At 63.9% G+C, this 13,772-nt stretch carries 12 protein-coding genes; 5 read left to right on the top strand and 7 right to left on the bottom strand.

Annotated elements, in window-relative coordinates; genetic code table 11:
- The first annotated feature begins 103 nt into the window (after positions 1-103).
- From QQL79_RS16475 to QQL79_RS16465, 3 genes are all read left to right on the top strand, one after another.
- A complete protein-coding gene (locus QQL79_RS16475; RefSeq protein WP_284392649.1) occupies positions 104-1,453 on the top strand; it encodes an MFS transporter in 1,350 nt (449 codons plus the stop codon).
- Between the two features lie 65 nt (positions 1,454-1,518).
- Complete coding sequence (locus QQL79_RS16470; protein WP_284392648.1) at positions 1,519-2,733, top strand: MFS transporter; 1,215 nt, start codon at positions 1,519-1,521, stop codon at positions 2,731-2,733.
- A gap of 64 nt (positions 2,734-2,797) precedes the next feature.
- Positions 2,798-3,718, top strand: coding sequence for an ABC transporter substrate-binding protein (locus tag QQL79_RS16465; RefSeq protein ID WP_284392647.1), 921 nt, complete (start codon positions 2,798-2,800; stop codon positions 3,716-3,718).
- A gap of 178 nt (positions 3,719-3,896) precedes the next feature.
- On the opposite strand, the gene panC is transcribed toward QQL79_RS16465, so the two are convergent.
- The 5 genes from panC to QQL79_RS16440 all read right to left on the bottom strand — a co-directional run bounded on the left by panC (position 3,897) and on the right by QQL79_RS16440 (position 9,414).
- Positions 3,897-4,742, bottom strand: coding sequence for a pantoate--beta-alanine ligase (gene panC / locus QQL79_RS16460; protein WP_284392646.1), 846 nt, complete (start codon positions 4,740-4,742; stop codon positions 3,897-3,899).
- Positions 4,739-5,950, bottom strand: a complete 1,212-nt coding sequence (gene coaBC, locus QQL79_RS16455; RefSeq protein WP_284392645.1) for a bifunctional phosphopantothenoylcysteine decarboxylase/phosphopantothenate--cysteine ligase CoaBC — start codon at positions 5,948-5,950, stop codon at positions 4,739-4,741. The genes panC and coaBC overlap by 4 nt, the downstream gene beginning before the upstream one ends.
- A complete protein-coding gene (gene panB / locus QQL79_RS16450; protein ID WP_284392644.1) occupies positions 5,951-6,751 on the bottom strand; it encodes a 3-methyl-2-oxobutanoate hydroxymethyltransferase in 801 nt (266 codons plus the stop codon). It abuts the gene before it with no gap.
- An 85-nt stretch (positions 6,752-6,836) separates the two neighbouring features.
- On the bottom strand, positions 6,837-7,895 hold the full coding sequence (locus QQL79_RS16445) for a Gfo/Idh/MocA family protein (protein ID WP_284392643.1): 1,059 nt from the start codon (positions 7,893-7,895) through the stop codon (positions 6,837-6,839).
- 25 nt (positions 7,896-7,920) lie between these two features.
- On the bottom strand, positions 7,921-9,414 hold the full coding sequence (locus QQL79_RS16440; protein ID WP_284392642.1) for a GMC oxidoreductase: 1,494 nt from the start codon (positions 9,412-9,414) through the stop codon (positions 7,921-7,923).
- A gap of 130 nt (positions 9,415-9,544) precedes the next feature.
- Between QQL79_RS16440 and QQL79_RS16435 the strand changes: the two genes are divergently transcribed.
- Positions 9,545-10,435 carry a sugar phosphate isomerase/epimerase family protein gene (locus QQL79_RS16435; protein WP_284392641.1) on the top strand — a complete coding sequence of 297 codons (891 nt, stop codon included), beginning with the start codon at positions 9,545-9,547 and terminating at the stop codon, positions 10,433-10,435.
- Between the two features lie 267 nt (positions 10,436-10,702).
- Here the strand turns inward: QQL79_RS16435 and QQL79_RS16430 are convergent, their stop codons facing one another.
- Both QQL79_RS16430 and QQL79_RS16425 read right to left on the bottom strand, forming a co-directional pair.
- A complete protein-coding gene (locus QQL79_RS16430) occupies positions 10,703-11,530 on the bottom strand; it encodes a sugar phosphate isomerase/epimerase family protein (protein ID WP_284392639.1) in 828 nt (275 codons plus the stop codon).
- 106 nt (positions 11,531-11,636) lie between these two features.
- Positions 11,637-12,476 (bottom strand): alpha/beta hydrolase family protein, encoded by an 840-nt coding sequence (locus QQL79_RS16425; protein ID WP_284392638.1) that lies wholly within the window; start codon positions 12,474-12,476, stop codon positions 11,637-11,639.
- 310 nt (positions 12,477-12,786) lie between these two features.
- Between QQL79_RS16425 and QQL79_RS16420 the strand changes: the two genes are divergently transcribed.
- Positions 12,787-13,755: an ABC transporter substrate-binding protein gene (locus QQL79_RS16420; RefSeq protein WP_284392911.1), complete on the top strand. Its 969-nt coding sequence runs from the start codon at positions 12,787-12,789 to the stop codon at positions 13,753-13,755.
- Positions 13,756-13,772 lie beyond the last annotated feature (17 nt).

The following is a 13,772-nucleotide window of genomic DNA, read 5'->3' as shown; positions in this document are numbered from 1 at the left end:
TGTCAGCACGCCTGGTTGAAGCTGGGATCGCGGCGTCCCAAAAAGGGTTGAGCATCCGGGCGCGTCGTCCTAGCCTCGCCACCTGCACGGAGGAGCGCCGCCCATGACCCCGTTTTATCATCTGCTGGGCAATAATCTGATTGCCAATATCACCAACTTCACGGTGTGGTTCGCGCTGACCTTCTGGGTCTATATCGAGACGCAATCGGTCTTTGCCACCGGCATGATTGCCGGCATCTATCTGGTTTTCACCGCCGGTTTCGGGTTCTGGCTGGGCAGCATTGTCGACCACAATCCCAAAAAACTCGCCATGCTGGGCTCGAGCGTGGTGTCGGCGGCATTCTATGCAGCCTCGCTGGCGCTATATCTGCTGTCGCCGGCCGAAGTCTTCACCAATCCCTATGGCGCCCATCTCTGGATCTTCGTGTTCCTGGTGATGCTGGGCGTCATTGCCGGCAATATCCGCTCCATCGCGCTGCCGACCCTGGTGACCATCCTCATCCCCGAGGACCGGCGCGACAAGGCCAATGGGCTGGTCGGCATGGTGACCGGCATCGGTTTTCTGACCACCTCGGTCATCAGCGGCTTCCTCGTCGCCTGGGGAGGCATGGTGGCGACGCTCGGCCTGGCGCTGGTGCTGACGCTGCTGGCCTTTGCCCATCTCTTCCCGGTGCCGATCGACGAGGGGCGTGTTGCCCTCGAGCCGGGCGAGGTGGCGGAGCCCAAGCGGGTCGATATCAAGGGCACGATTGCGGTGATCGCAGCGGTACCGGGCCTGTTCGCGCTGATCTTTTTTGCCACCTTCAACAATTTCCTGGGTGGCATCTTCATGGCGCTGCTCGATGCCTATGGCCTTTCGCTGGTGTCGGTGCAGATCTGGGGGCTGCTTTTCGGCGTGCTCTCGACCGCCTTCATCCTGTCCGGCCTCATCATCGCCAAAACCGGCCTGGGCAGGAATCCGCTGCGCACGCTGCTGCTGGTCAATCTCATCACCTGGGCGGTGTGTTGCGTCTTCACCCTGCAATCCTCGATCTGGCTGCTGGCGGCCGGGTGTTTTGTCTGGATGCTGCTGGGCCCCTATGCGGAAGCGGCCGAGCACACGACTTTGCAAAAGGTCGTGCCGCTGGAGCGGCAGGGCCGGGTCTTCGGCTTTGCCCAATCGGTGGAACAGGCGGCTTCCCCTTTGACCGCCTTCCTCATCGGCCCGCTGACCCAATTCGTCGTCATCCCCTTCATGACCGATGGTGCGGGGGCGCGGACCATTGGCTCCTGGTTCGGCACGGGGCCGGCGCGGGGGATCGCGCTGGTCTTTACCCTGGCCGGAATGGTCGGCGTGGTGGTGACCATAGTGGCGCTGCGCTCGAAATATTACCGCCAGCTCTCGGCCGCCTATGCCGGGGGGCCGGACGATGACGATCTGGATGGCGAGGGCGCCACGGTGAGCCCGGCCTAGCAGGCCCTTGCCTGGCGCGCCGTGATCGGCCATGGCTGGGCGGTTCTTATCCGCCGAGCCCGCCCTTGCCTGTTTCCACTCTCCTGCTGCTCTCGAACCAGTTCATCTTCATGGTCGGGTTCTACATGGTGGTGCCGTTTCTGGCTGCCTTCATGCGCGATGACCTGCGGCTGGAAAGCGCTGTCATCGGGCTCGTGCTCGGGCTCAGGACCTTTTCCCAGCAGGGGCTGTTCATCGTGGGCGGCGCCTTTGCCGACCGGCTTGGCGCCCGGCGCCTGATCCTGCTCGGTTGCATGCTGCGCATCGTGGGCTTCGTTGTTCTGGGCCTGAGCGACAGTTTCCTCACCGTGCTGCTCGGCGCCTGTCTCACCGGGCTCGCCGGCTCGCTGTTTTCGCCCGCCATTTCCTCGCTGGCCGCAGAGGCGGGCGAGGCGGCGGCGCGCGAGGGCAAGGGCACGCGCCTGCAGTTTTTTGCCCGGCTGGCGGTCTGGGGCGAACTGGGCGCGGTGGTGGGGCCGCTGCTCGGTGCATTGCTGTTGGGCGTGGGTTTCAAGGCCATGGCCTTTGCCGGCGCCGGCGTGTTTCTCCTGGCCTATATCGTGCTGCACATCTATCTGCCGCGCAGTGGAAGCCCGGTGCTGCAGCGGCAGGATGGCGCCTGGTGGCATGTCTTTACCGACAAGCTGTTTGTGGCTTTCACCCTTGCCCATGCCGGGTTCCTGTTCAGCTATAACCAGCTCTATTTCGCCCTGCCGGTCGAGGTGAAGCGCGCTGGCGGCAGCGATATGGACCTGGCGCCGCTCTTCATGATCGCCTCGGTGATGATCGTCGTGCTGCAGCTGCCGGCGGCGCGGCTGGCGCAGAAACTGAGCTGGGCGGCAAGCCTGGCCGCCGGTTTCCTGCTCATGGCGCTGGCCTTTGCGCTGACCGCATATTGCGCCACTTTTCCGGCGCCATCCGGCCCATGGCGGCTGGCCCCAGCCATTGCCATGGTGGCACTGCTGATCCTGGGCCAGATGATCGTCAAGCCCGTCGCCATGGACATCGTGCCCCGCTTTGCCAAAGGCCGGCCGACCGGGATCTATTATGGTGCGCTGGCCTCGGTGGGCGGCTTGGCCGTGCTGGTCGGCAATATCCTGCTCGGTCCCATTCTCGATCTGGCGCTGGTGCCCTCGGTCGCAGCCGCCATTCCCTGGCTGGCCCTGGCCGCGGTGCCCGCTTTGGGCGGGTTGGCGATGATCCCGATCATGCGGCGTCTGTTGCAGCGTCAGGGCGCTTGACTTCGCCGCTGCGGCAGGATTGATGTCCAAACATGACTATGATTGTCATTTTTATGGACCGCAGATGATCACTCGCCGCCTTTTCTCGTTTCTGGCCATGCCGGCTATCCTGGCTTTGACCATGCCCTTCGCCTCTGCCCGCGACGTCACCCATATCATGGGCACCACCAGCGTTCCCGAGGCCCCAGTGCGGATTGTCGCCCTTACCAATGAGGCAACCGAGGACCTTCTGGCGCTCGGCATCGTGCCGGTCGGCGCCGTCCGTTCGGCCAATGCCAATCCCTGGTTCGATCACGTCGCCGCCCAATTGGCCGACACAATTCTGGTGGGCGAGGAACTGGCCCCCGACATGGAGACCATTGCCGCACTCGAGCCCGACCTCATCATCGGCAACAAGAAGCGGCACGAAAAAATCTACGACCAGCTCTCGGCCATCGCCCCCACGGTGTTCGTCGAGAATATTACCGGCCAGTGGCGGGAAAACCTCGCCGTCTATAGCGGCGCCATCGGCAAGAGCGCCGAAGGCGAGGCGCTTCTGGCCGATTACCAGCGGCGCGTCGAGGCCATCCAATCGGAGCTGGGCGATCGCCGCGCCGAAAAGGTTGGCCTTGTGCGGTTCATTGCCGGGCAGAACTACGCCTATAACAATGACAGTTTCTCCGGCTCCATCCTGCGCGATATCGGCTTTGGCCGCCCCGCGGCCCAGGACAAACCGGGCCTGGCCGAACCGATCACCAAGGAACGCATTCCCGATCTGGATGGCGACCGCCTGCTCTATTTCTCCTACGAAACCGGGGACGGGTTGGCGCTGGAAGAGCAAAAGGCCTGGCTGGCCGATCCGCTCTGGCAGGCGCTGGATGCCGCCAAGGCCGGCCATGTCTATGGCGTGTCCGATACGGTCTGGGCCACGGCAGGCGGGATCATGGCGGCCCATCTGGCGCTCGATGATATCGAGCGGATTTATGGGATCGCTTCGACGCGGTGAGGTTTTAGGGGGCCTCTGGACGGCACCGCCCCAGTTTTTGTCGTCATTGCCCGGCTTGTCCGGGCAATCCATTGCTTCGACGCTGCTGAGAGATGGATCACCCGGACAAGCCGGGTGATGACGATGAATTGAGGGGGCGGCGCAAGTGGTGGCGTCCCTGGCGGGAAGCTGGGACGGCCTAACCCACCACCAGATTGTCGATGAGCCTGGTGTTGCCCAGGTGGGCGGCGACGGCGAAGATGGCGCCTTCGGGGCCGATGGTCTCGATGGCCTCAAGGCTTTGGGGGTGCCGGACGTCCCAATATTGCACGGCGATACGCGGCTCGGCGGCAAGGCTTGACCGGCCAATTTCGGCCAGCTTGGCGGCATTGCGTTCACCGTTCTCGAAGGCTCGCTGCGCCGCCTGGAGGCTGGCGAAAATGGCGGGGGCGGCCTGCCGGTCTTCCGGGGCCAGGTAGATATTGCGGGAGCTGAGCGCCAGGCCATCGGCTTCGCGCACGATGGGGCCGCGGACGATCTCTACCGGCAGGTTGAGATCGCGCACCATGCGCTCGATGACGAGGCATTGCTGGGCGTCCTTCTGGCCGAACACCGCGATATCGGGGCGAACGATGTTGAAGAGCTTGAGCACGACTGTCGTGACGCCGCGGAAATGTCCCGGCCGGACGGCGCCGCAAAGAGGCGCCGATACGGCCTCCTCGGTGACGAAGGTCGAGGCGTCTTCGGGATAGAGTTCATGCACCGGCGGCAGGAAGACCGCGTCGACCCCGGCCGCTTCGAGCAGGGCGAGGTCCTTTTCGATGGGGCGCGGATATTTGCTGAGGTCTTCGTTGGCGCCGAATTGCAGCGGGTTGACAAAAATGCTGGCAATGACAGTGCCGGCCTGTTCCCGCGCCAGCGCCATCAGGCTCATATGCCCGGCATGGAGCGCGCCCATTGTGGGCACGAAACCGAGCTTTTCGTCGCGCGGCAGACCGTCGCGCCAGGACCGCACTTCGGCGACGGTCCGCAAAATCGTGATCATGCAATAAGGTTCCAAAGCTGTTTGGCGAGGTCTTGCTTGCTCATGACCGGCAGCGTTACCGGCTCGCCCTTTGCGCGTAGTAGCGTGCCGCCATTGGTGGGGACGGAAAATCCCGTTGTGCTGGTTTCCCCGGCCCGGGCCACCGGATTGGCAAAGAGGAAATCGAGCTTCTTGCCATCGAGCTTCTTGCGGCCATTGCCTTCGACATCGTCGGTCTCGGCAGCAAAGCCCAGGAACCATTGCCCATTGGCCGCCTGCCGCAGCGCGCCCAGCACGTCGACCGAGGGCACCATGTCCAGGCTCGTGGCCTCGGCATTGCGCTTGAGCTTATTGGCGGACGGCACGGCCACGCGATAGTCGAGTACGGCGGCGGTGGCGATGACGCCATCCACCTCGGGCAGGAAGGAAAGGGCCTTTTCGGCCATGTCCTCGGCGGTCGTGACCTCAACCAGGGTCAGCCGGCCGGCACTGCCGCGCGGCGGGACGGGGCGGACAACGCCCTTGTCCGTGCCCAGCACATAGCGCACTTCGGCGCCCCGGCGCAGGGCTTCCTCGGCCATGGCCGCGCCCATGCGGCCGGTCGAATGATTGGTGATATAGCGCACCGCGTCGATCGGGCTCGTGGTCGGGCCGGCGGTGATGAGCACTTTGCGGCCGGCCAGGTCGGTACTGGGCTGCACGAGAGCTGCTTCGATGGCTGCGACAATGGCCGGAATTGGCGCCAGTTTCCCCACACCCACTTCGCCACAGGCGAGCGTCCCCGCCGCCGGATCGATCACGCCGGCGCCGCGCTGCTGCAACACGGCCAGATGCGCCTGCGTCGCGGGATGCTCCCACATCATCGTATTCATGGCCGGGGCGATGAGCAGGGGGGCGGTGGTCGCCAACGCTACCGTGGTCAGCAGGTCATCGGCCAGGCCCAGCGCCAGCTTGGCCAGCACATTGGCGGTGGCCGGAGCCACCACGAAGACATCGGCCCAACGCGCCAGGTCGATATGTTCGGTGCCCGAAATATCGGCGCCGAAGAGGTCCGACTTGACCGGCCGCCCGCTCAGGGTCTCGAGCACCAGCGGGGTGATGAAGTGCTGGGCGCTGGCGCTGAGGATGCATTGCACCTGGTGGCCTTGCTTGGTGAGGGCCGAGACCACGTCGGCAATCTTATAGGCTGAAATACTGCCGGTAACGGCGATCAGGATATTGCTGGCCATTCAAGGCGTCTCCTCGGCCGGGGCTTTGACCTCTGCGATATAGGCAGCGGCGGCCTCCCGGACAATCGCGGCGATATCGGCTTTCGGCTTGGCGAAGCTGGGCGGCGGCTGGATGCTGAGGCCGATCAGATCGTTGATCACCAGTACCTGGCCGGCGCAATCGGGGCCCGAGCCGATGCCGATCGTCGGGATATCCAGTTGGGCGGTGATCTTGGCAGCGAGCTCGGGAACCAGGAATTCGAGCACGATGGCAAAGGCGCCCGCCTCCTGCAGAGCCTTGGCGGCGGCGATGAGATCGCGGGCCTGGTCCTCGTCCTTGCCATGGCGGTAATAGCCGCCCAATTGATGCACCGATTGCGGGGTGAGCCCGATATGGGCCATGACGGCAATGCCCTGCTGTACCAGCCGGGCGACGATGGGGGCAGCGGAAGCGCCGCCCTCGATCTTGACGGCCTGGACGCCGGTTTCCTGCAGCAGCATTACCGCGCTGCGCAAGGCCGTTTCGGGATCGGTCGCGGTGCCGAAGGGCAGGTCGCAGACGACGAGGGCTTGGCTGCTCCCCCGCTGCACGGCGGCGGCATGCCGGCTCATATCGGCCAGCGTTACAGGAAGCGTGGTTTCGTAGCCCAGCACCACATTGCCCAGGCTATCGCCGACCAGCAGCACGTCTATGCCGGCTTGGTCGAGCAATCCCGCGGTCACATGATCATAGGCGGTGAGCATGGCGATCTTCTCGCCATTGCGCTTTTTGGCCCCGATATCGCGCGTGGTCAGGCGCCTGGGCCGGGTCTGGACAGACATGGCATTCCCTGGATCGGCGGGAACCACTGCGCTCCCGCGCGCCCCTCATTAATGGGTTCGCGCGCCCAAGGCTATGATCTTGTCCCTAGAGCCGCACCGGCTGCCCGCTGCGCACGCTTTCGTCGGCGGCAAGGCAGATGCGCAGCGAGGTGACACCATCGGCCATGTGCCGGGTGAGGTCGAGGTCATCGGCAATGGCGCGATAGACGAAATCCTGCTCGCGGTCGCAGAGCGCCTGGTGGCCGGGCTCGTCATGCATGTCCAGCCAGTCGTCAGATTTGACGAAGGTGTCGCTGGCATCGGTTTCGGCGTGATGCACCAGAAGGCGCGAGGTCTGGGTATGGGCATTGATATCGGCCGAGCTTGCCCCGCCATCCATGACGATGGAGACCGAACCGCGCGGGGAGATCACGTCTTTGACGAAATAGGCGGTTTCCGACATCATCGGACCCCAGCCGGCCTCGTACCAGCCCACGCTCCCATCGTCGAACAGCACCTGGAAATGGCCGTAATTATACATGCCCTGGGGCAGGCCTTGGGCCAGGTTCACCCCCATGCCGCGCACTTCGACGGGCTTGGCATCGGTGATCTGGCACATGACATCGACATAATGCACCCCGCAATCGACGATGGGCGAAGTGGTCTGCATGATCTGGCGATGGATGCCCCAGGCCGCCCCGCTCGATTGCTGGTTGAGGTTCATGCGGAACACATAGGGCCCGCCCAGGCCCCTGGCTTCTTCGATGAGCCGCATCCAGGAGGGATGGTGGCGCAGGATATAGCCGATGACGAGCTTGCGCCCATTGGCCTTGGCGGCGGCGACGACGCGTTCGGCATCCTCGGCCGTGGCGGCCAGCGGCTTTTCGACAAAGACATGCGCGCCGCTCTCCATGGCCGCTATGGCCAGGTCCGCATGGGTATTGGTGTGGGTGGCGATCGACACCAGGTCGGGTTTGAATTCGGCCAGCGCGGCGGCAAAATCGTGCCGCAGCGGATAGTCCGCAAGCTCGGCCGGCAGGCTTGGCACCGAGCGGTTGACCAGGCCCACCACCTCGAAACCGGGATGGGTGTGGTAGGCCATGGCATGGCTGCGGCCCATCTGGCCCAGCCCGACGACGAGCACCGACAATCGCTTTTCTGGCATAAAATTCATTCCATTCGTATTTGGGTCAGGCGGCCTGGCGCTGGCGCCCTTCGCGGGCGATCTGCCGTGCGCCAAAGGTGGCCAGGGCAACCGAATAAAGCGTCGGATTGGTGGCGGTCACGGTGGGGATGACGCCATTGCCCGCGACGTAAAGATTGTCAAAGCCCCAGACGCGGCTATTGCGGTCGCAGACGCTGGTGCCGTCGTCCTTTTCGCCCATCCGGACCGTGCCCTGGTAGTGCAGCGAGCTGCCGACGGGCTGTACGATAGTGGCAAAGCCCGGTGCGGGGCGGCCGATGATTTCGGCAATCTTGCGGGCCGTTTGCTTGGCGTAGTCCTGGCGCGCCTTATCTCCCTCGGACTCGCGCCACTGGATGGAAATGGCCGGCAGGCCCATCCAGTCGCGCTTGCTGTCGTCGAACGTGACGCGATTGTCAGGATTGAGATCGGCGGGGCAGAAAACGCCCATGCCGACCGGCTGGCCGGTAAAGCCGTCCGGACGCGTAATGCTGGTGAAAGAAGTCGGGTGGATGGTGACGGTGAACGGAAAATCATTGGTCGGCGGAATCCAGCTCATCGCCTGCATGGGCACATCACTGTGCATCTCAGCCATTTGCGAGATGATGAAATGGTCATTGAGGTAACGCCCCAGAGCCTGCGGGCGAATGCCTGACGCATGCAGCAATTGGGGTGAATGCAGCGCGTCACAGGCGACAATGACGGTGCCGGCGGCGACAAACCAGGTATCGTCCTGACCCGGATGGGCGAGTTCTACCCCGGTAACCCTGCTCCCCTCGTAGACCACGCGCCGGCAGGCGGTTTCCGCCAGAATCTGGAAGCTTTCAGCCGGCTCGTCCACCATGGGCCCGAGCACCACGTCGGTACCGTGGTAGCGCAGCCCATTGGGTCCGGGCGTTACGGCCAGCGGCATGGGCTGTACGAAACGGTCGGAACTGCGGCCCGGGTTGAACACGGCGCCCAGCTTTTCGCGCATGGCAATGGCGGTCTGGTCGTCGGGATGGGGGTTTTTGTTGGTGCCGAGCAGACCTTCGGCGACGGTGATGGCTGCGGCCAATTCGTCCGCCGGGATGAACGGCACGCGTTCGACCTGTGACGGCGTTGGCGTGCCAGTGGACCACTTGGTGCCCATGCCACCGACATTGGCGGCCGAAAAGCCCGCAAACAGGTTTTCTGCGGGATCGGATTCGTTGGCGATGAATAGGCCTGAGCGGCGCAATTGCGAGGCATCAAAGCCCCCAGCGCGGCGCGCTTCCCATTCTTCTTTGCTCATAGGGATGCGTGGCGTGCGATCGCCGCCTTGGGCCTGCACTTCAAGCGCGGCACGCTCCTTGAGATCAGCGATATTGTCCAGATGCGCCCCGGTCTGCGGCAGGATCTGCGGACCGGCCTCGACCATCAGGATGCGGGCTTCGGGCCAGTCGCGGCGAATGATTCGCGCATAGGCCGAGCCGGTCGGCCCGCTGCCGACGATGACGACATCGATGAAGTCTTCAGACATGGGCGCTATCCGCTCGTTGCAACGATCTACCGGGCGCCAGAAGAGAATAGCGGCCGCTTGCTGTCAATCGCCTCGTTGACAGCTTCCGCTCCGGCGTCGATTGTTCAACCGTTCCAGCGCGAGTCCTCCCATGAAGCTTGGTCTTTCCTCCTATAGTTTTCGTCCCCTGCTCGCGAGCGGCGCCATGGGAATCGAGGATGTTTTCGGCTGGCTCAGCGCCAATCAGGCCGAGCATCTGGAAATTGCAACGTTCTCATTTGCCCGCCCCGGCGAGGAGGCCGCCTATGACCTGACGGCCGATGCCGAAGTGCTGAGCCGGCTGCAGGCCCAGACGAAGCAGACGGGTATCCCCATTTCCGGCATCTGCCTGGGCGCCCGATTCGCCTTTGTCGAGCCGGCCGAGCGGCAGGAGCAGATCGAGCTGGTCAAGCGCCATGTCGAACTCTGCAACCGGCTCGAAGTGGGGTTCCTGCGCCATGACGTGGTCAATTGGGCCCATCGGCTGGGCAGTGCGGGGGAATTCGAGGGGGCCTTTGCCACCATTGTCGCGGCCTGCCAGGAGATAGCGGATTTCGCCGTAAGCCAGGGGGTGACCACCAGCGTCGAGGACCATGGCTTCTTCATGAATTCGAGCGCCCGCATCAAGCGGCTGCTGCATGGGGTTGACCGGCCCAATTTCAAATTCACTGTCGATGTCGGCAATTTCCTCTGCGTCGACGAGGATGCGCTGGTCGGCACGCGGGCGAGTCTGGCCGATGCCAGCTTCGTTCATCTCAAGGATTTCTATGTCCGCCGCACATCGCCGGGGCCGGGGTGGCTCGAAACCCTGGGCGGGCAATTCATTCGCGGTTCGGTGTTTGGTTTTGGTGATCTCGAAACCCGGATGATCCTCGAGGCCGTCGTGGGCTCGGGCTATGACGGCTTTGTCTCGCTTGAATATGAAGGGGCTGAACCGACATTGTCCGCCTGTCAGACCAGCCTGGGTAATATCCGGCGGATGTTGGCGGAGATTGGGGGGTGAGAGCCCGTGGATAGGGAGGTCTAGCGTAGAACCGCCTGCTTCTCTCCCTTGATGGGGAGTGTCCACTTTGGACTTGCATCCACCTACGATGTCATTCCGGCCCCCGGGACGCTTCGCGCCCGAGGACAGGCTCCGACCGGAATCCATGCTGTGCCCTCTCCCCGCACTGGGTAGCGACAATGGCCTTCAGCATGGATCCCGGCCTGCGCCGGGATGACACCGCGCCTTTAAGCGCCTCCAGAATAAACACTGGAACCGGCGCTCGACCTAAAGCGCCGCGATGCGGTCGAAGCGCTCTTTCAATTCCTTCAACCGATGGCGATCGCCGCCCGGCACTTCGATGGAAGCCCAGCCGGAATAGCCGGCGGCACGCAGCGCGGTATTGACCGCGGCCCAATCGCAGTCACCATCGCCCAGCTCGACATCAAAGCCCTTCCAGGGGCCCAGGCTGTTCATGCGGTCGAGGCTGAACTCCTTGACGTCGACCTTGAGGATGCGCTGGCCCAGCGCTTCGATCCAATGGGCGGGGCGGCCATAGCGCAGGATATTGCCGACATCGAAATACCAGCCGATCCGGGGATGATCGAAGCCGTCGACGAACCGCGCCGCTTCGAGCGGGCTGAGCAGGAAGTCGTTCCAGACATTTTCCACGGCGAGGGAAACCCCTGTCGCCTCGGCTCGGTCGAGAACTCCACCCAGCCCGGCCTGCGCCAGCTCAAAGGCCCGGGCATAGCTGGTGCCGGCATTGACCACGCCCGGCACGACCAGGACGGTGCTGGCGCCATAGGCGCGGGCGGTGTCGAGAGCGGTACGGATCGCGGCGATGGATATTTCGCGTGTAGCAGGATCGGGATCGGTCAGCGGGGCTTTCCAATGCATGGAATTGACCACGCCGGGAATGGCCAGCCCGCTGCGCCGCTGCGCGTTCAGAACCTCATCCATGGGCAAATCATTGGGCGCATCGAGCTCGACGCCATCAAAACCCAGATCGGCCAGCAGCAGGAATTTGTCTGTTATCGTCAGGCCCGGCTCCTCCACCATGTTCCATTTGATGCTCACCTTGTTGAGCGGGCGCTGGGACGGAGTGGTGGTCATCTGGGCTCTTTCGCGATGCTGTTTGGCAAGGTCCAACTGACCATCCCCATGGCGGCACTGCAAGCCTTGGCAAAGCAGGGCCGGGCACCAGGCCCGGCCCGCTGCATCAAAGGGCGTCGCGCAGCCAGGCGGTGGTCTTTTCGATGACCTCGGCGCCGATCTCGGGTTGCTCGCTGAAGACGCCCAGCATGTGGTCGGCGCCGGGAATGGTCACCGCTTCGGTTGGGCCGGCTGCCAATGCCAGATATTGATCGAAATAGGCGGCGGCCGGATCGGCCTCGCCGGCAATGGTGAGGAAGGGGCCTTCATAGCCGGCAAAGCGCTCTGCCAGGTCGTGCTTGGCCAGACTGTCGAAAAATGCCTGCTTGAGCGAAATCGTCCGCCATCCGAGGTCGGCGCTTGCAATGCCATCGGTGGCGGCCTTGGCGTAGAAATCCTGGCCGAGAAATTCTTCGAACTCGGCCTGCAGGTCTCCCATCTGGCCCCAGACGGCGACCGCGGCAAACGCGTCCGGCTCCAGCATGGCGACGGCAGCACCAAAGCTGTAGCCGATGACCCCGATCCGGTCGGGGTCCACGCCATCGAGCCCGGCAAGGGCCGTGCGGGCGGCATCGGCATCGGCAATAAGGCCTTCAAGCGTGGTATCGGCCATATCGCCGGCGCTTTCGCCATAGCCGCGGAAATCGATGCGCAGCGAGGCTATGCCTTCGGCGGCCAGGGCAGCGGCCTGCATGGCAAAAAGCCCGCCCACTTCATCGCGCGAACTGCCAAAGCCATGCAGCATGACCACGGCCTGCCCGGTGGCCTCGCCATCGGGCAGCGCCAGCGTGCCCTTGATGCCGCCGGGCAGCTCGAGAACCTGCTCGGCACCGGAAACGGGGTGGCTCAGCAGCACCAGCGTAAGTGCGGCAGCGGTGGATTTGAGAATTGCGTTGACGTTCGGCATCTGTGTCTCCTGTGGCTTGGTGAGCCCGATACCGATCTTTCTAGAGCGGACGCGCCCCGCAGGATTGAAGAAATCCGACAATCCGGCTGCGCGGGACCTAATGGCAACCCTCGCCGCTTTTCTTGCCATGCCGGGCTATGCGACACTCTTTCTCCCAACCCGGTGAGATTGGGTAAACCGATCTTTTAATGTCTATAGAATTAGTGGATATTTAGGCCTACCGTTCTGTTGTCACCCCTCGGATGGAACAGAAATGCAGCAAGGCCGTAGAACCGCAACCCTCATCCTCGCCGCTTCGCTCGTCTCGGCCATGACCCTTGGCCTGACGCAGGCCCAGGAGCCAGCGCCCCTGCTCGCCGAGGTGCCGGCGGGAACCAAGCTGGTCGTCGGCGACCCCCAGACGCAGAAGGCGCTGCAACTGTCGGGGCTGATCGATGAGATCCCCTTCGAGATCGAATGGGTTAATCTCAGCGGCGGGCCGCAGACCTCGGAGGCCTTCCGCGCACGAGCGCTCGATGTCGGCTCGGTCGCCGAGATCCCCTCCATCTTCGCCAATTGGAACAATCTGCCCGTCCGCAATATCGCCTATCGCGAGCGCGAAGACCCCATTGGCCATCCGATCTACCGCTTCGGCATCGCGCCCGGTGTCGAGGCCAAGAGCCTTGCCGATTTCCGCGGCAAGCGCATTGCCTTCAGCCCCGGCCAGGCGCAGGGCGCGCTGGTGCTGCGGGCCCTGCAGGCGGCCGGGCTCACAAGGAACGACGTGACCCTGGTCGAACTGCCCAGCACGGCCGATGTCTATCCGGTGGCGCTGGCCAGCCATCAGGTCGATATCGCCCCCATTGGCGGGGTCAATATCCGCCGATACGTCAACCAATATGGCGCCGATGGCGCGACCCTGGTCGAACACGGCCTGCGCGATGATCCGAGCCACCTCTATGCACCTCAATGGGTGCTGGACGATCCGGCCAAGGCCGCGGCCCTTGCCGTCTATGTCGACTTCTGGGCCCGCGCCACCCAATGGGTGAACGACAATCCCGAAGCCTGGGTCGAGGGCTATTACGTTAGGGATCAGGGCCTCAGCGCCGAGGATGGGCAATATCTGGTCGAGCTGACCGGCAACCAGGTCGTGCCCGCCAGCTGGGACGAGGTGGTGGCGCGGCACCAGCAGACCATCGACCTGCTGGCGGCCGAGCTGGGCTACGAGCCCTACAGCGCCGAACAGATTTTCGATCGGCGATTTGAAGCCCTGGGCGCCGCGGCGCTGGCGAGCAAATAACAGCCAAACCCATCTCA

Origin of the sequence: Devosia yakushimensis (assembly GCF_030159855.1) — a bacterium.
Classification (GTDB): domain Bacteria; phylum Pseudomonadota; class Alphaproteobacteria; order Rhizobiales; family Devosiaceae; genus Devosia; species Devosia yakushimensis.
Note: the sequence above shows the minus strand (reverse complement) of the source record. Positions and strands in the feature narration are given on the sequence as shown.

What these genes read in the sequence shown, in the direction of transcription:
- QQL79_RS16475 (WP_284392649.1), top strand. Translation starts at nt 104, where the DNA reads ATGACCCCGTTTTATCATCTGCTGGGCAATAATCTGATTGCCAATATC.
- QQL79_RS16465 (WP_284392647.1), top strand. Translation starts at nt 2,798, where the DNA reads ATGATCACTCGCCGCCTTTTCTCGTTTCTGGCCATGCCGGCTATCCTG.
- QQL79_RS16425 (WP_284392638.1), bottom strand. Translation starts at nt 12,476, where the DNA reads ATGCCGAACGTCAACGCAATTCTCAAATCCACCGCTGCCGCACTTACG.
- panC (WP_284392646.1), bottom strand. Translation starts at nt 4,742, where the DNA reads ATGATCACGATTTTGCGGACCGTCGCCGAAGTGCGGTCCTGGCGCGAC.
- QQL79_RS16420 (WP_284392911.1), top strand. Translation starts at nt 12,787, where the DNA reads ATGACCCTTGGCCTGACGCAGGCCCAGGAGCCAGCGCCCCTGCTCGCC.
- QQL79_RS16435 (WP_284392641.1), top strand. Translation starts at nt 9,545, where the DNA reads ATGAAGCTTGGTCTTTCCTCCTATAGTTTTCGTCCCCTGCTCGCGAGC.
- panB (WP_284392644.1), bottom strand. Translation starts at nt 6,751, where the DNA reads ATGTCTGTCCAGACCCGGCCCAGGCGCCTGACCACGCGCGATATCGGG.
- QQL79_RS16440 (WP_284392642.1), bottom strand. Translation starts at nt 9,414, where the DNA reads ATGTCTGAAGACTTCATCGATGTCGTCATCGTCGGCAGCGGGCCGACC.
- QQL79_RS16445 (WP_284392643.1), bottom strand. Translation starts at nt 7,895, where the DNA reads ATGCCAGAAAAGCGATTGTCGGTGCTCGTCGTCGGGCTGGGCCAGATG.
- QQL79_RS16430 (WP_284392639.1), bottom strand. Translation starts at nt 11,530, where the DNA reads ATGACCACCACTCCGTCCCAGCGCCCGCTCAACAAGGTGAGCATCAAA.
- coaBC (WP_284392645.1), bottom strand. Translation starts at nt 5,950, where the DNA reads ATGGCCAGCAATATCCTGATCGCCGTTACCGGCAGTATTTCAGCCTAT.